The following is a 20066-nucleotide window of genomic DNA, read 5'->3' as shown; positions in this document are numbered from 1 at the left end:
CCAGAGTGTTTCTCCCTTGCTCCGTGACTCTTCTGTGGTGTCATCGGAGCGGTGATACGCCCGTCCAGGCGGCGATGTCGCCATCCGAAAGGCGAAAGGTCCCCGCGCCCTTCGACGCGGGGACCCTCAGGTCATTCGGCGGCGATCGCGGCTTGCGAGACCGGGCCGATGCCGGCGGCGTCGAAGGCGGCGAAGATCTCGCGCTCGGCGGCTTCGCCCAGATCCTTGAGCGGTTCGCGGATCGTGGCGTGATCCAGGACGCCGCGCTTCACAAGACCCAACTTCAGGGCGACCGTGCCCTCCATGTGCGAGCCGCGGTGATACACGGCCTTGGTGACCGGCAGCAGCTGTTCGAAGATCTTGCGGGCGGCGGTGTAGTCCTGGGCCTTCCCGGCCTCGATAAGCTTGACCAGCAGCTCGGGCGCGATGTTGCCATAACCGACCAGCAAGCCGTCGACGTCGAACATGGTCGGCAGCAGCCACTCGTCATGGCACGACAGAACCTGCAACTCGGGCGCGGCCTTCTTCAGCTCGGGGATTTCGGTGTACCAGCGCTTCATGTTGCGCACGCCGTTCTTGGTGGCGACGACGCCGTCCTGCGTGGCGATGTCGATCTGGGTTTGCAGATCGTAGGAGGCCTTGGTGGCGTCCGGGTACTGGAACAGGATGCACTGCAGGCCGGACTCCTGCCAGATCGCCTTGTAGCGGTCTTGCGGCGCGCCCTTCTGGAAGCCGAAGCGCAGCCAGCCGTGGTTCGGATACACCAGCGCGCCGGTCGCGCCGGCGGCCTTGCACGCCTTGGCTTCCTGGGCGGCGACCCTGGTGCCCTCGCCCGTGATGCCGGCGATGATCGGCACGTCGCCGCCCACGGCTTCGGCATAGGTTTCGATCAGCTTCAGCCGCTCTTCCATCGTCAGGAAGGTGCCCTCGCCGGCATGGCCCAGAATGACCAAGCTCTTCACGCCCTCGATCGACACCAGCCATTTGGCCAGTTCGGCGTTGGCGGCGTAGTCGACCTCGCCATCGCGAGTGAAGACGGTGACGGGGGCGGGGCTGAGGCCGCGCAGGTCCATGACGCTCATTCGAATTTCCTCTCCAGGACAATTTTCTTGATGGGTACGAACCCACACGGGAACGATACCGGGAACGTTCCCACTTTACATTCGCTTCGGGCCGGGTCAAGCCCATGACAAAAGCGTGCATTGGGGAGCGTCGAACGCGGATGGCGGAGAGATCGGGTGACGGCGGCCGCGTGACCCTCCTCGACATCGCCCGGGCCACCGGCGTGTCCAAGAGCAGCGTGTCCCGCTTCCTCGACGAGCGCGGCACGCAGTCCAATCATCCTACCGCCATCCGGGTGCGCCGTGCGGCGACCGAACTGGGCTATGTGCGCGACGTATCAGCCGCAAATCTGCGGCGCGGCTCCACCGGAATGATCGGCGTCATCGTGCCGCGCCTGACCGACACCGTCATGGCCATGCTCTACGAGGCCCTGTCACTGGCGGCCAACCGGCGCCAACGTTTCACCATCGTCGCCACCACCAACGACGAGCCGGAGGCGAACAGGCGCGCAGTGGACATGCTGCTGGCCCGGGGGGTCGACGGTCTGGTGCTGGCCACCGCACGGGTCGACGACGGCTTCGCCCAGACGCTGACGAAACAGGGCGTGCGATTCTCCCTGGCGCTGAGGACAGACGACATCCATCCGTCATCCGTCGGCGACGACCGTCTGGGCGGGTTCCTGGCGACCCGGCACCTGATCGACCTGGGCCACCGGACTGTCGGTTTGATCGCCGGACCAGGCGACGCATCCAACGCCATCGGCCGGGTCGAGGGCTACCGCCAGGCCATGGGCGAGGCCGGGCTGGAGGTTCGTCCCGAATGGGTCGTCCCTTCCTCTTTCGGCCTGGAGGGAGGCCACGAGGCGGCGCGTCAGCTGATGATGCTGCAGGAACGGCCGACCGCCATCTTCGCCGTCAACGACAACACCGCCATCGGCGCCCTGTCGGCCCTGACGCAGATGGGCCTGTCGGTGCCGAGCGACGTCTCGGTCGTCGGCTACAACGACATCCCGATCGTCAGTCACCTGCCGACGCCGCTCACCACCGTGCGTATTCCATTTGACCAGATCGCGACGCGGGCGCTGGAATTGGTGACCGATGGCGTCGGCGACCAAGGCGACGTCGTCTTTCGCGCCGCCCCGACCCTAATCCCTCGCCGATCAACGGCGCCGCCGGCTCATCGGTAATCCGCAGGGTGCTGTCAGCTTAACCGCCAGCGTATGAAGTCCGCCCAGCCGGCCCCGATCAGGCGACCGCCGCCGCCCAGGCGGCGCTGGCCTCGTCGCGAAAGCGACGAAGGGTAGGGCGGCTGATCAGATGACGCTGGACGTTGAAGGTGTTGTAGATCGCGGCGTGGGTGGTGAGGAATCGTTGCGCGGAGGCCTGGGATTTGAAGCCCTGCTGCTGTCGTTCTCGTCGTCGGATCGGAAGGTGCGAGTTCTCGACCCGATTGTTCTCGCGAAGCCGTCCCGGTCGGTGAATTTCGGTCAGGCCGAGCTGTCGAAGGGCCGATCCGTACGACGCCAGACCGTCAGTCGTGATCTGTTCCGGCTCAACGGGTTGGTTACGCAGCAGGCGACCGAGCAGCTTCAAAGCCGCCTCCGTATCCCGTCGTCTCTGGGCGACGAGATCGAGCACTTCGCCTTCGTCATCGACGGCGCGCCACAGATACATCCGCCGGCCGACGATCCAACAGACCATTTCGTCGAGATGCCAGCGTGGCGACGGCGCCGGTCGGCGCTTCTTCAGCCGCCGGGCGATCAGCGGGCCGAACTTCTTCGTCCAGCAGCGGATGGTTTCGTAGCTGACGTCGATGCCGCGTTGGGCCAGCAGTCCTCCACGTCGCGTAAGCTCATGCTGAAGCGGAAATACAGCCAGACGGCATGGCGGATCACCTCCGCCGGGAAGCGGTGGCGCTTGAACGACAGCGGTTTCCTGAAAGTCGTCTCCGGTCAGCCATTTACGGCGGCCCTCAGTGGAGGCAAGTTAGCGTTAGACTGACAGCACCGCCACCCCGTCCTCCGCGGTGCTGTCAGTCTAACGCTAACTTGCCTCCACTGAACGCACCCCTCCCCTACTCTTTGCTCTTCACCCGGCGAGCGCCTGCCACTCGGCGATGGTAGCCGAGCGTCGGGCTTCGAAGTGGTCTCTGCTGATGAGGTGACGATCCTGATTGAAGTGGTTGTAGAAGGCGGCGTGGACCGCGCTGAATTTCTGCAGTGTCTTTATCTGGCGGAACCGCTGCATGGCCCGCTCTCTTCGTCGGAACGGCAGATGTGAGTTCTCGACGCGGTTGTTCAGCCAGCGGCCCGTTTCCTGTTTTCCGGCCCCGCCGATATCCTTCAAAGCAGCCCTGTAGGATCGCAGTCCATCGGTGACGATCGCTGTCAATCGGCGTCTAAAAGGGACCCCCTATCGGCGTGCAATAGGGACCCCCTTTTGAGGTTCGGGATGGACGTCACGAGCGCACCGCTTGCGAGGGTTGGGGCGTAGGGAGGGCGTAGCCCGACCGGAGGCTCAACCCTCGCCTGGCGTTCTTCGTGGAGGGTTAGCTGCGGTGTTTGAAGCGCCAGCTGTCGTTGCCGGTCTCGACGATGTCGCAGTGGTGGGTGATGCGGTCGAGCAGGGCCGTGGTCATCTTGGGATCGCCGAACACGGTCGGCCATTCGCCGAAGGCGAGGTTGGTCGTGACGATCACCGAGGTCCGCTCGTAGAGCTTGCTGATCAGGTGGAACAGCAGCTGGCCGCCCGAGCGGGCGAACGGCAGGTAGCCAAGCTCGTCGAGGACCACGACGTCGAGGCGGCAGAGGTGAGCAGCCAGCGCACCGGCCTTGCCCAGGCGGGTCTCCTCCTCGAGGCGGTTCACCAGGTCGACGGTGTTGAAGTACCGGCCACGCGCCCCGGCCCGCACGACGTTGGCGATGATGGCGGTGGCCAGGTGGGTCTTGCCCGTGCCGGTCCCGCCGACCAGCACGATGTTGCGCCGGTTCGCCAGGAAGGCGCCGCTGTGAAGCGAGCGCACCAGCCCCTCGTTGATCGGCGTGTCGTCGAACACGAAGGCGTCGAGGTCCTTCACGGCGGGCAGCCTGGCCGCCGCCATCCGGTAACGGATGGAAGCCGCATGCCGGTGGGTCGTCTCGGCGCGCAGCAGGTCGGCGAGGATCTCCATGGTCGTGCGCTTGCGCTGCAGGCCCGTGGTGACCGCCTCGTCGAAGGCTCCGGCCATGCCCTTGAGGCCCAGGCCGGTCAGGGCCGCCATCATCTCATGCCGCTGCATGCATGCCTCGCAAGCTGTCGTAGCGGTCGCAGTCCGCCAGAGGCGGATGCCGCAGCGCCAGGTCATCGGGCGTGACGATGCTCAGCGGCCGGGGCGGTTCGCGCCGGCGCGCCAGGATGTTGAGGATGACGTCGTCGCTGACGGTCCCGGCGGCGAGCGCCTCGCGCGCCGCGGCCTCGACCGGCTCCAGGCCGTCTTCCAGCACCGCCGCCAGAACCCGCACGAACCGGCGATCGGCTTCGTCGCCCGCACCCAGCTTGCGCCTCAGGCGGGCCAGCCCCGGCGGCAACTCCCAGTCCTGGAACGGCGCGCCATTGCGCAGGGCTCCGGGCTTGGTCGCCAGCACCGGGAGGTAGTGCCAGGGATCGTAGAGGGTCCGGTCACGACCGAAGAACCGGCGATGGTCGGCGACGACCTCACCCTCGCAGCGCACGACGATCCGGTCGGCATAGGCGCGGACCTGCACCGTACGGCGCCCGGCCTTCGCCATCACCGAGTAGCGGTTACGGTCGAAGCTGATCAGGCAGGTCCCCGTCACCGCGTGCTCGCTCTCGTGGAAGCCGTCGAACGGGCCCAGCATCGGCTGCAGCGCCGGCCGCTCGGCGGCCAGGGCCTGAGCAACCGTCAGCTCTTTCTGCTCGGGGTGCTGACGCAGCTCGCCCCAGCGCCGGCACTCCGCCTCCAGCCAGCCGTTCAGCTCCTCCAGGCTGGTGAAGCGCAGGCGCGGCTGGAAGAACCGTCCCCGGGCCGTCTGGACCTGGTGTTCGACCTGGCCCTTCTCCCAGCCCGCCGCCGGGGAGCAGGCCGTCGGCTCCACCATGTAGTGGCTCGCCATGACCAGGAAGCGCCGGTTGAACACCCGGTCCTTGCCCGTGAACACCGTCGTCACCGCCGTCTTCATGTTGTCGTAGATCCCGCGCGTCGGCACGCCGCCGAAGAAGGCGAACGCCCGCGCATGCGCGTCGAACAGCATCTCCTGGGTCTCGCGCGGATAGGCCCGAACATAGATCGCCCGCGAGGCGCACAGCCGCATGTGCGCCACCTTCACCCGCATCGGCTTGCCCGCGATCTCCACGTCCTCGTGGCTCCAGTCGAACTGGTAGGCCTCGCCCGGCCGGAACATCAGCGGGATGAACGATGGCGCGTCCGCCACGCCCCGGCGTCGCTTCAGCCGCCACCCCGCCGCGTAGCGCCGGACCGCGTCGTACGACCCGTCGAACCCCTCGCGCACCAGCAGGTCATGAACCCGCGTCATCCGCAGCTTCTCGCGCCGCGGCCGCGCCTCGTCCTCTTCCAGCAGCTCATCGAGCCTGGCCTGGAACGGCGCCAGCCTCGGCAACGGCTGCACCGCCCGCCGATAGGCGAACTCCGCATCCGGCTCCCGGATCGCCTTGCGCACCACCTTGCGCGACAATCGAAGGTCACGCGCGATCGCCTTGATCGCCTTCCCGGACGCAAACTCGCGCCGAATCCTCAACACCGTCTCCAACACCAACATCCCGAACTCGCCGCCTGACATCCGCCAAGCCGCCACCGTTAGACCTCAGGAATGAGGGGTCCTTATTCGACGCCGATCACACCGCTAACGGGGTCCCTTTTCCACGCCGATCCACAAATGTTGAAGGCGCGCCAGCGGCACAGAGCGCGGGGCTCTTCTCGGATGCTGCGGTGGATCTCGAAATTGAACTGACGCGGTCGTGGCTGGAGCTGTCTCTGGTTGATTATGAGAGCGCCAAATTTCGAAATGTCCGGGTGGTGCTGACGCCTGTAAATCGACGGAACCCACGCGAAATCGGCCTGGCGGTTTGCGGCCTCGTCAATGCCCGAAACCGAATGGGCGGCTACAACGGCTTCAAGGCTTTTTACTTCAGCAGCCGTTTTCCCGAAGCGTTCAGAGGTGGGATCGAAGGTTTCGCGGATACGGTCTGCGGGCGGGCTAACTCGCTGAATGCGACGGATTACACCGACCGATTGGTTGCGGGCGATGCAGTGGAGACGGCACGATGATTAGGTCATGTGCGATCATTCTAGTCGGCGGACTTATGGCGGCGGCTTGTAGTTCTGTACCGTCTTACCGTCCGGCACCGCTTCAAACGGCGTCAGGTAAATTAGGCTTTTCCGTTTCGGGAATTGCGTCATTCACGCGGGACGAGGCGAAGGTGACGGAAGAGGTTCGCGCGATGCTGGAAAAATCGTGCGGCGGGGAAGTCGAGCTGCAGAGTATCGTGTTTGCCGACGCCACAAGCCGCGGCGGCGTTCCGCATCTGGCCTATACGGCGCAGGCTGAATGTAAGAGCTGAACGCCCCAGAGGACGGGTCACAGCGACGTCCCGGAGGGGCACCGCTGTTTTCCTTCTAGGCCGGCCTGGGCCCGTCGCGACGCGCATGACCGCGGAGCGTGTTCCGCCCACCGCGACCGATGGCCCAATTGAGGAATTGGCTGACACTATCCACCTGGTCGTCGTGCTTGGCGTTGGGGAAGGTCAGCATTTCGCGCCGTAAATCCTCCAGCCAGGGCGCGTCCCGGGGGAGCTTGGCGAACCCCGAGTAGAGCCGCTCCACCGAACTGTAGAGGCGTTCCGCCTTCGGCAGCCGGGCGTCCGCTCCAAGCCGCATGCAAGATGGGGCGTGGTGGGCTGGGGCGCCTATGCAGCGCATATCCCGCCCAAGGTCTTCCAGGAGGGCGGGGCCTAGCGAGGACTTCTCGACCAGGATGACATCGGCGCGCCAGCGCTTCCGCTCCGAGCGGACGCGATCGAGGAGGTCGGCATAGGCCAGCCGGACGCGGATGACGTCGAGCAACAGCCAACTGGCGCCGTCATGGCCCCAGACCGTACCGACAGAATAGTCAGCGGACGGGTCGGTGGACGCCGCTGGATCCCAGCTGTGCACGACCTTATGCAGGCTGTGCCGTTCCGGACCCTCGTCATAGAACTGGATCCGGTCCCAGCGGACGTAGTCGCCTTCGGTCGGGGTGGGGTTCTGCTGGTACTGGGCCTCGAAGGCGCGGCCGCCCATTTCAGCACGGATCCGCTCCAGCACCTCGCGGGATTCCCGGGCCGGGTTGAGCACGTCTCCGATCCGCCGTGCATGGCTGCGACCATGGGTGAGCGGGATGAGCTCATCGCGGACGGCGATGGACGGTAGGTCCAGATGGCGAAAGCCGCCTTTGGCGGAGAGGTGGGCAGAGACGTCGTCCTCATGCAGGCGCTGCTGAATGGCGATGATGGCGCCGGTCCTCTTATCGTCCAAACGGCTGAGGAGGGTCTCGTCGACGAACCTCTGGGCCTTGGCGCGGGCCTCTGGGAAGGAGGCGTCCTGGGCCTTCATCAGGTCGTCGATGATGATCAGGTCGGCGCCCAGGCCGGTCACCGTGCCGCCAACCGCGGTGGCGTAGCGATAGCCGCCCTGGCGCGTGGCCAGGTCGGCTTCGGTGTCGCGGACGATGGAGCGGGCGGTCTCGGGAAAGACCTGTGCATACCAGGCCGAGTTGATCACCTTGCGGAAGTTGCGTGACAGGGCGGCCGAGAGGTCCTGACCATAGCTGGCGCAGATGATCCGTGTCTCTGGGTGGCGTCCCAGCAGCCAGGCGGGGAAGGCCACTGTCGTCATCACCGACTTCAGATGCCGCGGCGGTACGGTGATCTGAAGGCGGCGGTTAGTACCGTCGGCTATGTCCTCCAACGCCCGCACCATGGCCGAGAGGTACCAGCCGCGCGCGAGGGGCGTGCCGGGATTGAGGGTGGGGAAGACCAGGTCCAGAAAGACGCTGAAGTCCCGTCGCGCGAGGGCGTGGACCATGGCGTCCGCCGGCAAGGGAAGGGTCATGCTGCTCTCCCTTCGCTGAGATCCGCGATGTAGCGGGTGATGATCTCGTCGTACTCGGCCGGCTGAAGTTCGCTCGCTGGCGCCGCTGCCTGTTCCCGGGCCACGGCCGCAGCATCCTCCTGGGCGTATTTCATCAGGGCGGCGAAGGCCTTGGCGTCGCCCTTGGCGGCCTTGTCGACCTGCTGGATGACCGCGACCCGAGCCTTGGACATCATGCGCGTTCGGCCGTTCTGAGTGACAGGGACGGGGCGCTCCAGTTCTTCACGGAACAGGGTGACGAGGTTCTTGGCGCCTTTGGGCCGGCCCTTGGGGTTACCGGATTGGCCGGGCTTGAACTGGGCCGCCTGAGGAGGCCGGCCGTAGCCGACCTCGTAGTGGCGTGGAGACTTGGGAGGTTTGGACATGGATCATCCCCCTCAAGCGGCCGCACGCGTGCGCACACGCGCAGCGGGCAGGGTGATGACGGGCGACGCGGCTGCAGGTGGGGCTGAAGTCGCTTTCAGCCGTTCCGCACGGACCTGGCGGAAGGTCTGGCCGGTAGAGGCCAGGCGCGCTTCTCGGCCTGTGAATTCCTGCCAGCGGATGACGCCGACATCGACGTATTGCGGGTCGAGTTCCGTGGCGCGGCCGCGCCGCTTGCTCTGCTCAGCGGCGATCAAGGTGGTGCCGCTGCCGCTGAACAGGTCCAGCACGACGTCGCCTCGCGCCGAGCTGTCGAGGATGGCGTCGCGGATCAATGACAGCGGTTTGACCGTGGGATGCATCTCCCGAGCCTTGGCCTTGGCGGCGCCGAAGCCGTTGACGCCTTCATAGGTCCAGACGTTGGCGCGGTTGCGGCCATGGACGCCCAGCTCCACCCGGTTGAGGTGCGGCGCGCCGGCCTTGCGGAAGAGGAAGATAAGCTCGTGACGTGAGCGATAGAAGCTGCCCATGCCGCCGGCGGTCTTGTCCCAGACGATCAGGTTGAGCAGGTCCAGCTTGGCGGCTGCAGCGGCCGTGAGCGTGTGGCTCATGTGTCGCCAGTCCATGCAGTAGTAGCAAAGGCCGCCGTCCATCAGGGTCTCGGCGATGCGCATCTGCACCTGGGTGTTGAAGCCGGTGAACTCGTCGTCGCTCATTTCGCCGGACGCCATGACGAACTCGCCGTGTTTGCCGCCGCTGGTGACATGGCCGGCCACGGCGACATTGTAGGGTGGGTCGGTGACCACGACCCGGACCTTCTCGCCTTCCAAGAGCACGGCAAAGCTCTGGGGATCGGTCGCGTCGGCGCACAGCAGCCGATGATCCCCGAGCAGCCAGAGGTCGCCGACCTGGCTAACCGGCGTGTCGGCCAGATCCGGTAAGCGATCGCCCTGGTCGTCGCGGTGGCTGTCGCCGCCGAGAATGATGGCGTCGATCTTGGCGGGGGAGAAGCCGGTGACCTCCAGGCTAAAGCCGAGGTCGAGATTCGACAGCTCCTGCAGTTCGATCTTCAGGGTCTCGGCGTCCCAGCCGGCCAACTGACCCAGCTGGTTCTCGGCGATGGCGAAGACGCGCAGGGCGTCGTCGTCCAGATGGCTGACGCGGATGCAGGGAACGTCGGTCATGCCAAGCTGGCGGGCCGCTTCGACCCGACCGTAGCCGGAGATGATCTTGTCCTCGGCGTTGATCAAGACCGGGACGAGGAAGCCGAACTGCCGAATGGCGCCGGCCAGGGCTGTGATGGCGCTCTTCTTGTGGATGCGCAGTTTGCGAGACAGGGGCGCCAGACCCGCGATCGGTCGGTTCTCGATCGCCAAGGCGAGGGCAGGAGGCAGTTGCGGCGTCGGGGACGCAGTGGAGTTGTCAGAGGCCATGTCGGCTCTCCTTCTAACTGGGCGTGCGGGTGCGATCGCGGGACGCGTTCGGCGGCAGCCGTGAGTTGATGGAAAAGCCGTTGAATGCCCTGCGAGCCTATGGGCTCTGTGTTCTGCCAACGGTGTCGATCGCTCGACGGAAGGCAGGTGGGCGTCGTACGGCCGCCCTGCAAGGCGACGCTTCGAATATTCCGATGAGCGGCTGGACTTGCGCAGCATTCGAAGCGGTAGTGATCTCGTTCCCGCCCGGCCTTCCGGGCTCAGGTCAGTAGGGCGCAAGCCGCGCTCGCTGACCTGAAGGAACTCCCCATGTCATCATCCAAGACGCCGGCTACCGCTGCGGCGCCCGCCCCGACCTCCAAACTCGATCGTCTGATCGCCCTACTGCAACAGGCCGACGGCGTGAGCATGCCGGCCATGATGACGGCCACCGGCTGGCAAGCGCATTCGGTCCGCGGCGCCCTGGCAGGCGCTTTGCGTAAGAAGGGCCATGCGGTTCGAAGCGAGAAATCGGAAGGAGGCCGCATTTGGCGCATCATCCAGGCGGAGCCGCAGGCGTGAGCGCCGAAATGACGCAACTGCTGGCGGCGATCCAGGACATGGGCGTGGACGGCTTGAGGTCGGTCTGGAGGGAGCGGCTCGGCGAGCCGCCCCCGATCCGCTCGCGCGACATCCTGCGCAGGGCGCTGGCGGAACAGCTGCAGACGACGGCTGCGGGTCGGGATGCAGTGCTGGATCGGCGGCTGGCCAAGGTCGCCGCCCAGCATCGCACCGGATGCAAACCCAAGGTGCGGACGACAACCTTCAAGCCGGGTTCGACCTTGGTGCGGGAATGGCAGGGTGAGCGCCACCAGGTCGAGGTGGCGGCCGACGGCTACATCTGGAATGGCCAGAAGCACGCCAGCCTGTCCAAAGTCGCGCGCTTGATCACAGGCGTGCGTTGGAACGGGCCTCGGTTCTTCGGCCTGCGCGAGGGCGAAGCCGCATGAAGACGCCCGCCCGTCCAATCCGCTGCGCCATCTACACCCGCAAGAGCACCGAGGAGGGGCTGGAGCAGGACTACAATTCGCTGCACGCCCAGCGCGACGCCTGCGCCGCCTACATTCTGTCCCAGGCTGGCGAAGGCTGGACCCTTTTGCCTGAGGTCTATGACGACGGCGGATTCAGCGGCGGCAATATGGAGCGGCCGGCGTTGAAGCGGCTGATGGCGGAAATCGAGGCGGGTCGGATCGACGTGGTCGTGGTCTATAAGGTCGACCGTCTGACGCGGGCGCTGACCGACTTCTCTCGGATCGTGGACGTCCTGGACAAGGCTGGGGCCAGCTTCGTCAGTGTGACCCAGGCCTTCAACACCACCACCTCCATGGGGCGGCTAACCCTGAATGTGCTGCTGTCCTTCGCGCAGTTCGAGCGCGAGGTCACGGGCGAGCGCATCCGCGACAAGATCGCCGCCAGCAAGAAGCTGGGCATGTGGATGGGGGGCGGGGTCCCGTTTGGCTACGATCCGGACGGCCGCACCCTCAGCATTAACCCCGCCGAGGCCGAAACGGTAGGCGGCATCTACCGTCGCTACCTGGAGCTGGGCTCGGTGCACCTGCTATGCCGTGAACTGGCCGACCAGGGCGTTCTATCGAAGCGAACCGTCAGCAAGGCCGGCGTGGTGCGAGGCGGCGTGCCGATCGAACGGGGGGCGTTGTTCCATATCCTGCGCAACCGCATCTATATCGGCGAGATCCCTCACAACGGCGCCCACTACCCAGGTCAGCATCCGGCCATCGTCGATCGCGACCTGTTCGACGCCGTTCAGGCCAAGCTCGGTGAGAAGCAGCGTCGGCCACGAGCGAAGGGGCAGCCACGCCGCTCCCATACGGGCGCGCCCCTGACGGGCTTGATCTACGACAGCGCCGGCAACCGCATGTCGCCCGTCAGCTGCTCGCGCAAGAACGGCGCGACCTACCGTTATTATGTTTCAACCGCGATCCAGTCAGGAGCGCCGGATAAGGCGGGCGCGTGTCCGCGGGTGTCGGCACCGATCGTGGAGCAAGCCGTTGCGGACCACCTCCAGAATTTGGGGCTCTGCCGACCGATCGACCTTGCGCCCGATTGGCCTCGCGTCCGCGACCTGGTTGATCGCGTAGAGGTCTGCGCCGAAGCCCTGACGGTCGTGCTCGATGCTGAGAGGCTCGATCTGGCGACGCGCGATCTCCAGGGGCGCGAGCGCGTTGTTCTTGAGCAGCTTGAACGGCGCGACGACGGGGTCGTGATTACCATCCCGATGCGCATCCAGAGGCGCGGCGGAAGCAAGATCGCCGTCGGCCCTCAGGGTCAGTCCCCTTTGCATAAGGCGGCGGTGTATCCCGCCTTGAGCTCGGCCCTGATCCGAGCGGAATCCTGGAAGCGCAAGCTGCTGGTCGGCGAGGCTTACAGCCTTGAGAGCATCGCTAAAGCCGAGGGGGTAAAGGCCGCTTACGCCGCGCGCCTGATCCGAACCGCCTTCCTGGCGCCGGATCTGAAGCAGGCCATCCTTGATGGCGATCAGCCTGAGGGCCTGACCCTGCAGAGGGTGATGACCCAGGACGTTCCGCTCGACTGGGAAGCGCAGCGGCGGTTCTATCGCGCCTGATGCGTTCGACGCCCTCGATCCCTGTTTAGGGCGAGGGCGTTCCCTGTTTTGCAGATTATTTTCCCTGTTACGTCGTTTTGAATTCCCTGTTCCTGCCGCGGGAATTCGAGGCCTAGGATATCTGCTGTAGCCCGCCGCACCTGGGTTTGCGCGGCGGTTCTTTCGTTGCGGCGACCACGAGAACTGAAGCGATTCCCTGTATTTCCCTGTAAACAGGCAAGCGCCTTTGTCGGGCGCAAACCCAACCGACCATCGGCAAACGGAGACGGGGGCGCGATAATGGCCGCTGAACAGGCGCGTTCAGTCGCGGCGGAGACGCCAGAATCGTCTCTGCTTCCGTGCAGGCCACGGTAATGTCGGGGTAATTTTCAGAAAAACAGCGAACCGTCAGTCAGCGACTGACGGCGTGGCGGACAGAGAGGGATTCGAACCCTCGGTAGGCTTTCACCTACACACGCTTTCCAAGCGTGCGCGATCGACCACTCCGCCACCTGTCCGTTTCACGCCAGTTCGTACGCGCCGCCGGAGGTCGATCCGGCGGGAGGCGGGCCTGATAGAACACCCTCGCCTCCTCGGCAAGCGCCTGTCGCGTCCCCATATGGCGATCAAAGCCATTTTCCGACGAGGGATCCGCAAATGTTGTTCAAGAAAAGCGCCGAACTGCCCACGCCCGAGACCGCTTTGCCTGGCCGCGCCGAGCCGCTGGCCACCGACGCGACTCATTTCGTCAGCGGGAATCCGCTGAAAGGCCCCTATCCCGAGGGGTTCCAGACGGCCATCTTCGGCATGGGCTGTTTTTGGGGGGTGGAGCGCATCTTCTGGCGGACGCCGGGCGTGTGGGTCACGTCGGCCGGCTATTCCGGCGGGATCACGCCCAATCCGACCTATGAGGAGACCTGCACGGGCCGCACGGGCCATACGGAGGTGGTCAAGGTGGTGTTCGACCCGTCCGTCGTCACCTACGCCGAACTTCTGAAGATTTTCTGGGAGAACCACGACCCGACCCAGGGGATGCGCCAGGGCGCCGACGTGGGCACCACCTATCGCTCGGCCATCTATACGTTGAACGCCGAACAGCAGGCCGAGGCGGAAAGCTCGCGCGACGCCTATCAGGCCGCCCTGACCCAGGCCGGCCGCGGCGCCATCACCACCGAGATCGAGCCGGCGGGCGAATACTATTACGCCGAGGGCTATCACCAGGGGTATCTGGCCAAGAATCCGGCCGGCTATTGCGGCATCGGCGGGACGGGCGTGGTCTGCCCCATCGGCGTGGGCGTCGCGGCCTGACGCCGGGATGCGGCTGCCGGCTTTCGCACGCGACTGCGTCGGCCTATGACCGACGAAAACTCGGGAGCAGCCATGTCCGCCTTCGTCCATCCTGACGAGATCCGCAGCCAGTTCTCGGCCGCCCTGTCGGCCATGTACCGGGCCGAGGTGCCGCAATACGGCGACCTGCTGACGCTGGTGGCCGACATCAATGCGCAGGTGTTGAAGGCGGATGCGGCCCGAGCGGATCGGCTGGCGGCGTCGGGCGAACTGGCCCGGCTGTCGGAGGAGCGCCACGGCGCCATCCGCGTCGGCGCGGCGGAGGAACTGGCGACCATCGCCCGCGCCTTCGCCGTCATGGGGATGGCGCCCGTCAGCTATTACAACCTTGCCCCGGCCGGGGTGCCGGTCCATTCCACCGCCTTCCGCCCGGTCGATCCGGCGGCCCTGGCGCGCAATCCGTTCCGGGTCTTCTGCTCCCTGCTGCGGCTGGAGCTGATCGAAGACGAGGCGCTGCGGGCCGAGGCGGCCGAAACCCTGGCCCGACGCGACATCTTCACCGCCGCAGCCCGCGACCTGATCGCAACGGCCGAGGCCCAGGGCGGGCTGGACGAGGATCAGGCCGACCGCTTCGTCGCCGAACTGCTTGAAACCTTCCGCTGGCACGCCGAGGCGACGGTCAGCGCAGCGACCTACGACCGCCTGGTCGCCGCCCACCGTCTGATCGCCGACGTGGTCAGCTTCAAGGGGCCGCACATCAACCATCTGACGCCGCGCACCCTGGACATCGACGCGGCCCAGGCGGCCATGCCCGCGCGCGGCATCACGCCCAAGGAAACCATAGAGGGGCCGCCCGCCCGCGCCTGCCCAATCCTGTTGCGCCAGACCAGCTTCAAGGCGCTGGAGGAAGCCATCGCCTTCCCGGGCGAGGACGGGACCACCGCCGGGACCCACACCGCCCGCTTCGGCGAGATCGAGCAGCGCGGCTGCGCCCTGACGCCCGCCGGCCGCGCCCTCTACGACCAGGCCCTGGCGACGGGCGACTTCTCGGCCCTGCCCGACGACTGGGACGCGCTGCGCCGAGGCGAACTAGCCTGGTTCCGCTATCGCGCGACGCCCCAGGGTCTGGCGATGCGGGTCGAGACCGCCGATCTGGACGCCCTGATCGCCCGGGGCCATGTCGCCGCCGAGCCGATCACCTACGAGGATTTCCTGCCCGTCAGCGCCGCCGGCATCTTCCAGTCCAATCTGGGCGCCGAGGCTCGCCAGAGCGCCTACGCCGCCGATCCCGCCCGCGCCGCCTTCGAAACCGCCCTGGGCCGCCCTGTCCTGGACGAAATGGCCCTGTACCGCACCGAACAGGACGCCTCCATCGCCACGACCTTGAAGGCGCTGGGCGTGGCCGAGACGGTGTGATCTTCGATCTCGCGACCCAGATACGTAAACCGTCGCTTGACACTTGTCATTCTTGACGCGACACTGGGCCGGTGGAGATCGCCAGCATCAGGCACAAGGCGTTGCGCCAGTTCGCCGAAACAGGCCGGACCAAGGGCCTGCCGGCCGCCCTCATCGGGCGTCTGACCAATATTCTGACCTATGTCGACGCCATAGCCGAGGAAGACGAGCTGTTGAGTCCGCCCAATTTCGGCGCACATCGACTAACAGGCGACCGCGCGGGATTCTGGTCGCTGACCCTGACACGCAACTGGCGGCTGACCTTTCGCGTCACCCCGTCCCTCGAGATCGAGGATATGGATTTGGAGGATTATCACTGATGGCCATTCGTCTTCATCAGACCTTCGCCGTTCACCCCGGTCCTTGGTTGCGCGATGAAATCGTGACGCCCAAGGGACTTGGCGTCACCGCCCTGGCCGAGGCCTTGGGCGTCACTCGCCAGGCCGCCAGCAGCCTGCTGAACGGCCGGTCGGGCGTTTCCGCCGAAATGGCGATCCGTTTCGAGAAACTGTTCGGCGTCAGCGCCGACACCCTGATGCGGATGCAGGCCCGCCACGATCTGTCCAAGGCCCGCGCCCATGAACAGGATATCCGGGTTCGTCCGCTGGCCGCTGCCTGAACGCCTTCCCGCCGCTCGCGTCCCCCGAGACCATCCGTCGTCTTGCCTGACCGTTCGGGCGGGATCATAGACGCGGCCGTGAACCCGTCCGCCTCCTCGACCCAGCGCCGTTACGATCTCGACTGGATCCGCGTCGGCGCCTTTTGCCTGCTGATCCTGTATCATGTCGGCCTAGTCTATGGCGTCTATGACTGGCACATCCACAGCGCCCACACCTTCGCGTGGATGCGCGAGGCGATCCTGATCACCAATCCCTGGCGGCTGACGCTGCTGTTTCTGGTGTCGGGCGCGGCCTTGCGCTTCATGACCCTGCGCCGCACCCCGCGCCAGGTGGCCCGCGCCCGCTTCGAGCGGCTGGTTCCGCCCCTGCTGTTCGGGGCGGTGGTCCTGGTGCCGATCCAGTCGTGGATCGAGGCCATGGACAAGGGCGGCTGGCCGAACGGGCTGTCCGGCTATCTGGCCTGGATGGGGCGCGAGTTCAGCCTCGGAGGCCTGGCGGACGGGGTGCCGGTCAACCACCTATGGTTCATCGTCTATATCGCCGCCTACAGCGTCGTGACCATCCTGCTGTGGCGCCAGCCCGGCCTGATCGACCGGCTGGGCGATTGGCTGCAGAATCATCTGGCCGGGCCGCGCCTGCTGGTCCTGCCGATCCTCTATCTGATCGCCATCCGCATCGGACTGTTTCCGTGGTTCGGCGTCACCAACGTCCTGCACTGGGACTGGTACAATCACGCCCTGTCCCTGGCCGCCTTCGTCTTCGGTTTTTCCATCGTGGGCCGCGAAAGCCTTTGGCGGGACATGGAGCGGTATCGCTGGCTCGCCCTGGGCCTGGCCGCCGTCGCCCTGCCGGTCATGATGGTCCAGGTCTGGCATCCGGGCGGGCGCGCCTTCTGGGGCATACCCAAGGCCGTCGTCTACGGCGTCGACCAATGGGCGACCATCGTCGCCATCCTTGGCTTCGGCTCGCGGCATCTGCGGGCGCGGGGCGGGCCGGTGCTGAACTATCTGACCCAGGCCACCTTCCCGCTTTATCTGGCGCATCAGACCATCCTGGTCGCCGCCGTCTGGATCGTCCGCCCCGCCGCCCTGCCGGCCTGGCTGGAAGCCTTGTTCCTGGTCGCCGTCACCTTTCTGGGCAGTCTTGCGGTCTATGAGGTGGTGCGCCGCATCCCCGCCATCCGGCCGCTGTGGGGGCTGAAGCCGCTGGACGGCCGGCCCTGGCCGCTGGACCTGAAGGCCCTGCTGCGGCCGCCCCAGCGGTACCACCGTCGCCGCCGCCTGTTGGGCGTGGGGGTGGCGGCGCCGCTGCTGGCCCTGACGGTGGTCGCCGCCGCCATCGCCGCCTATCCCGGCTTCGACAACGCCACCCAGTATCTCAGCGAACTGGGCGGCGCCTCGGCCAGCGCCCCGATCATCTTCAACGGCGGGGTCTTCGTCGCCGGGATCATGGCGGGCCTGGGGGGGATCGGCTTCGGCCTGGCCGTCTACGCCCTGACCGGCGCGCGCGTCGCCGGCTGGGTGATCGTCGTCGTCTTCGTTCTGGCGGGGACGGGCATGGCGGGATCGACCCTCTATCCCTGGCCCGATCCGCGCCACATGGTCATCAACTTGGCCCTGGGCATCCAACTGGCGCCGCTGCTTCTCCTGTGGGGACTGCACCGTCGACGCGACATGCCCCGGCTGAAGGTCTTTCTGGCGGCGACCTTCGTAGTCATGGCCGTGCTGACGGTCCTGACCAAACACCTGATCCTGCCGGGCGCGGTCAACGACGCCAACGTCGGCTGGTGGGAACGGCTCTACGCCCTCGTCCTGGTGGGCTGGGTCGGGGTTGCGGCCTGGGTTCTGGACCGTAAACTGCTGGCTCACGCCACAGAGTCGCCGCCGCCCCGCCCGGCTTCCGCCGTCTTGGACGTGCCGGCCTAGAAAACCCCGAAAATAATCGTCGGTATCAACATTGCGTGATTGAAAATCGCGCGAATGTGATCGAGTATGGGGAACGTGTTGCAGCGCAGCACTCCGCGCCTTTCCTGCCTTCGGAAAGACGGTCGGTCAACACGGGGGCGTCCAGAGCGGCATGAACAAGCTGGCGGTCCGGCCTGTCGAACAGGCTGAAATCGAGACGATCGAAACGGGCCACGGGTCGTCCTGGTCCTGGCTGCCCGACGCGGCGCCCCTGGCCATGCCGGTTCAGTCGCTGACCGCGCCCGAGGCCGTGGCCGAACGGATGCCCGCGACCTCGCCGCGCACGGTGGCCCTGCGTCGTCTGGCGCTGCTGGCGGGCACGGCGGTCCTGACCGGCCTGTCGGCCATCACTCCCTTCTACCTCTACGCCCGCAAGGGGTGGGACGGGACCGAGATCGTGGCCTTCGGCCTGTTCATGGTGCTGATCACCGCCATCTCCTGCTGGTTCGTCAGCGGCCTGATGGGCCTGTTCGTCATGATGCGCGGCAAGGACCAGCAGGATCTGGCCTTCTCGCCCCATCCGGCGACGCCGCGCACGCGCACGGCCCTGCTGATGCCGCTGTACAACGAGGACGCCCGCGCCTCCTTCGCGCGCCTTGGCATGATCGACCAGGCGCTGGCCCGTCTCGGCGCGTCCTCGGCCTTCGACATCTTCGTGCTCAGCGATTCGACCAAGGACGAGGCCGCCGCGTCCGAGCGTTCGGCCTTCCAGGCCTTCCGCCTGGCCGCCAACTCCAAGGCCTACTACCGCCGCCGCACCGACAACGCCGAGCGCAAGGCCGGCAATCTGGCCGAATGGGTCCGCCGTTTCGGCGGCGCCTACGAGAACATGATCGTTCTGGACGCCGACAGCACCATGGCCGGGGAGACCCTGCTGCGCATGGTCGATGCGGTGGAGCGCAATCCGGGCGTCGGCCTGATCCAGACAGCCCCGGTCATCATCAAGGCCCGCACCATCTTCGCGCGCGTGTCGCAGTATTCGGTGCGCCTGTACGGCCGCGTCGCCGCGGCGGGCCTGGCCTACTGGACCGGTTCGGAATCCAGCTATTGGGGCCACAACGCCATCATCCGCACGCGCGCCTTCGCCGCCTGCTGCGGCCTGCCGCATCTGAAGGGCCGCAAACCCTTCGGCGGCCATATCATGAGCCATGACGTCGTCGAGGCCGCCCTGATGCGCCGCGCCGGCTGGGCCGTCCACGTCACCGCCTCGCTGGACGGATCGTGGGAAGAGACCCCGCCCTCGATCACCGACTTCATCCGCCGCGACCACCGCTGGTTCCAGGGCAATCTGCAACACCTGGGCCTGATCACGGCCAAGGGCCTGTCGCCGATGAGCCGCCTTCAGCTGCTGATGGGCTGCATGGCCTATCTGTCCTCGCCCCTGTGGCTGGCCTCGCTGATGACCGGCCTGTTCATCCAGATGTTCTATCCGGTGGACTGGTCCAGCTTCTTCTACATCCTGAATCCGCAGTTCACGCCCTTCATGCTGGCCTCCTTCCTGTCGGGCATCCTGCTGATCGGGCCCAAGTTCATGGGCGCGGCCCTGGTGCTCAGCCGCCCGGCCGAGCTGCGCGCCTTCGGCGGCCGCCGCGCCATCGCCCGCGGCATGGCGGCCGAGATCGCCCTGTCCGCCATCCTGGCCCCCATATTGATGGTCGCCAACACCAAGGCCTTCATCCAGATCCTGTCGGGGCACGACACCGGCTGGTCGACCCAGCAGCGCGAGGCCGACGGCCTGGCCTGGTCGGACGCCTTGCGCGCCATGCGCTGGCAGATGATCGCCGGGGTCGGCTTCATCGTTCCGCTGTGCGTGCGCCCCGACCTGGCCACCTGGTTCGCCCCGATCGTCCTGCCGCTGCTGCTGGCCGCGCCGATCGCCGTGTGGACCTCGCGCGTCCGCTCGGGCGACGCCCTGGCCCGGAAGGGCTTCCTGGTCACGCCGGCCCAGGACGGCGTCAGCGTCTCGCCGGCCGTCCTGCATACGCCCCGTTCGCCGCTGCGGGCGGTCGCCGGGGGCGTCCTGGCGCCCGTCGCCGCCCCCGCCATGGTTCCGGCCCGCGCGCCGGAACTGTAGTTCCACCGATGCGTGGCGGCCACAGTGCCGCCACAACCGTTACGGTCACGCTCGACGCGAACG

At 66.6% G+C, this 20066-nt stretch carries 19 protein-coding genes, 1 tRNA gene and 1 pseudogene; 12 read left to right on the top strand and 9 right to left on the bottom strand.

From position 1 onward, the window contains the following. Positions 1-131: 131 nt before the first annotated feature. Positions 132-1082, bottom strand: a complete 951-nt coding sequence (locus AC0L6G_RS16335; RefSeq protein ID WP_473252652.1) for a dihydrodipicolinate synthase family protein — start codon at positions 1080-1082, stop codon at positions 132-134. Positions 1083-1252: 170 nt separating this feature from the next. Here AC0L6G_RS16335 and AC0L6G_RS16330 point away from each other — a divergent pair, with 170 nt between their 5' ends. Continuing rightward, a complete protein-coding gene (locus tag AC0L6G_RS16330; RefSeq protein ID WP_473252651.1) occupies positions 1253-2248 on the top strand; it encodes a LacI family DNA-binding transcriptional regulator in 996 nt (331 codons plus the stop codon). 58 nt (positions 2249-2306) lie between these two features. On the opposite strand, the pseudogene AC0L6G_RS16325 reads toward AC0L6G_RS16330, so the two are convergent. The 4 genes and pseudogenes from AC0L6G_RS16325 to istA form a co-directional block, all read right to left on the bottom strand. Continuing rightward, positions 2307-2989 (bottom strand): annotated as a pseudogene (locus tag AC0L6G_RS16325) (IS6 family transposase). A 160-nt stretch (positions 2990-3149) separates the two neighbouring features. Continuing rightward, entirely contained in the window at positions 3150-3452 is a 303-nt protein-coding gene (locus AC0L6G_RS16320; protein ID WP_473252650.1) for a DDE-type integrase/transposase/recombinase, read from the bottom strand. 157 nt (positions 3453-3609) lie between these two features. Next, complete coding sequence (gene istB / locus AC0L6G_RS16315) at positions 3610-4338, bottom strand: IS21-like element helper ATPase IstB (protein WP_003170613.1); 729 nt, start codon at positions 4336-4338, stop codon at positions 3610-3612. Next, positions 4325-5836 (bottom strand): IS21 family transposase, encoded by a 1512-nt coding sequence (istA, locus tag AC0L6G_RS16310; protein ID WP_164952576.1) that lies wholly within the window; start codon positions 5834-5836, stop codon positions 4325-4327. The genes istB and istA overlap by 14 nt, the downstream gene beginning before the upstream one ends. 170 nt (positions 5837-6006) lie before the next feature. Between istA and AC0L6G_RS16305 the strand changes: the two genes are divergently transcribed. Both AC0L6G_RS16305 and AC0L6G_RS16300 read left to right on the top strand, forming a co-directional pair. Further along, positions 6007-6345, top strand: a complete 339-nt coding sequence (locus AC0L6G_RS16305) for a hypothetical protein (RefSeq protein WP_473252649.1) — start codon at positions 6007-6009, stop codon at positions 6343-6345. Positions 6346-6497: 152 nt separating this feature from the next. Continuing rightward, positions 6498-6638 (top strand): hypothetical protein, encoded by a 141-nt coding sequence (locus AC0L6G_RS16300; RefSeq protein WP_312782109.1) that lies wholly within the window; start codon positions 6498-6500, stop codon positions 6636-6638. Positions 6639-6693: 55 nt separating this feature from the next. Here AC0L6G_RS16300 and terL read toward each other — a convergent pair whose 3' ends face one another. From terL to AC0L6G_RS16285, 3 genes are read right to left on the bottom strand one after another with little or no spacing between them, the layout of a single operon-like run. Further along, the gene (gene terL, locus AC0L6G_RS16295) at positions 6694-8166 is read right to left on the bottom strand and encodes a phage terminase large subunit (RefSeq protein WP_473252647.1); all 1473 of its coding nucleotides are present in this window, start codon (positions 8164-8166) and stop codon (positions 6694-6696) included. Further along, positions 8163-8570, bottom strand: coding sequence for a DUF5681 domain-containing protein (locus AC0L6G_RS16290; RefSeq protein ID WP_473252646.1), 408 nt, complete (start codon positions 8568-8570; stop codon positions 8163-8165). Before AC0L6G_RS16290 ends, terL begins: the two co-directional genes overlap by 4 nt. A gap of 12 nt (positions 8571-8582) precedes the next feature. Then, complete coding sequence (locus tag AC0L6G_RS16285; protein ID WP_473252645.1) at positions 8583-10001, bottom strand: site-specific DNA-methyltransferase; 1419 nt, start codon at positions 9999-10001, stop codon at positions 8583-8585. A 309-nt stretch (positions 10002-10310) separates the two neighbouring features. On the opposite strand from AC0L6G_RS16285, the gene AC0L6G_RS16280 reads away from it, so the two are divergent. Genes AC0L6G_RS16280 through AC0L6G_RS16270 form a run of 3 tightly spaced genes read left to right on the top strand, consistent with a single transcriptional unit; the run spans position 10311 to position 12624 of the window. Further along, positions 10311-10562 carry a DUF3489 domain-containing protein gene (locus AC0L6G_RS16280; protein ID WP_473252644.1) on the top strand — a complete coding sequence of 84 codons (252 nt, stop codon included), beginning with the start codon at positions 10311-10313 and terminating at the stop codon, positions 10560-10562. Next, positions 10559-10990, top strand: coding sequence for a DUF2924 domain-containing protein (locus AC0L6G_RS16275; protein WP_473252643.1), 432 nt, complete (start codon positions 10559-10561; stop codon positions 10988-10990). Before AC0L6G_RS16280 ends, AC0L6G_RS16275 begins: the two co-directional genes overlap by 4 nt. Then, positions 10987-12624, top strand: coding sequence for a recombinase family protein (locus AC0L6G_RS16270; RefSeq protein ID WP_473252642.1), 1638 nt, complete (start codon positions 10987-10989; stop codon positions 12622-12624). The genes AC0L6G_RS16275 and AC0L6G_RS16270 overlap by 4 nt, the downstream gene beginning before the upstream one ends. A gap of 407 nt (positions 12625-13031) precedes the next feature. On the opposite strand, the gene AC0L6G_RS16265 is transcribed toward AC0L6G_RS16270, so the two are convergent. Continuing rightward, positions 13032-13121 (bottom strand) — tRNA-Ser (locus AC0L6G_RS16265). 139 nt (positions 13122-13260) lie between these two features. Between AC0L6G_RS16265 and msrA the strand changes: the two genes are divergently transcribed. From msrA to mdoH, 6 genes are all read left to right on the top strand, one after another. Further along, the gene (msrA, locus tag AC0L6G_RS16260) at positions 13261-13911 is read left to right on the top strand and encodes a peptide-methionine (S)-S-oxide reductase MsrA (protein ID WP_293825302.1); all 651 of its coding nucleotides are present in this window, start codon (positions 13261-13263) and stop codon (positions 13909-13911) included. A gap of 72 nt (positions 13912-13983) precedes the next feature. Next, entirely contained in the window at positions 13984-15306 is a 1323-nt protein-coding gene (gene hglS / locus AC0L6G_RS16255) for a 2-oxoadipate dioxygenase/decarboxylase HglS (protein ID WP_473252641.1), read from the top strand. A gap of 71 nt (positions 15307-15377) precedes the next feature. Continuing rightward, positions 15378-15665, top strand: coding sequence for a type II toxin-antitoxin system RelE/ParE family toxin (locus tag AC0L6G_RS16250; RefSeq protein ID WP_293825306.1), 288 nt, complete (start codon positions 15378-15380; stop codon positions 15663-15665). Further along, positions 15665-15964 (top strand): HigA family addiction module antitoxin, encoded by a 300-nt coding sequence (locus AC0L6G_RS16245; RefSeq protein WP_291535622.1) that lies wholly within the window; start codon positions 15665-15667, stop codon positions 15962-15964. The genes AC0L6G_RS16250 and AC0L6G_RS16245 overlap by 1 nt, the downstream gene beginning before the upstream one ends. A 78-nt stretch (positions 15965-16042) precedes the next feature. Next, complete coding sequence (locus AC0L6G_RS16240; protein WP_473252640.1) at positions 16043-17890, top strand: acyltransferase family protein; 1848 nt, start codon at positions 16043-16045, stop codon at positions 17888-17890. 151 nt (positions 17891-18041) lie between these two features. Beyond that, positions 18042-20003, top strand: a complete 1962-nt coding sequence (gene mdoH / locus AC0L6G_RS16235; protein WP_473252639.1) for a glucans biosynthesis glucosyltransferase MdoH — start codon at positions 18042-18044, stop codon at positions 20001-20003. Positions 20004-20066 lie beyond the last annotated feature (63 nt).

It is taken from the genome of Brevundimonas sp. D3-1P, assembly GCF_055809335.1.
This window is presented reverse-complemented; position numbering and strand designations above follow the sequence as displayed.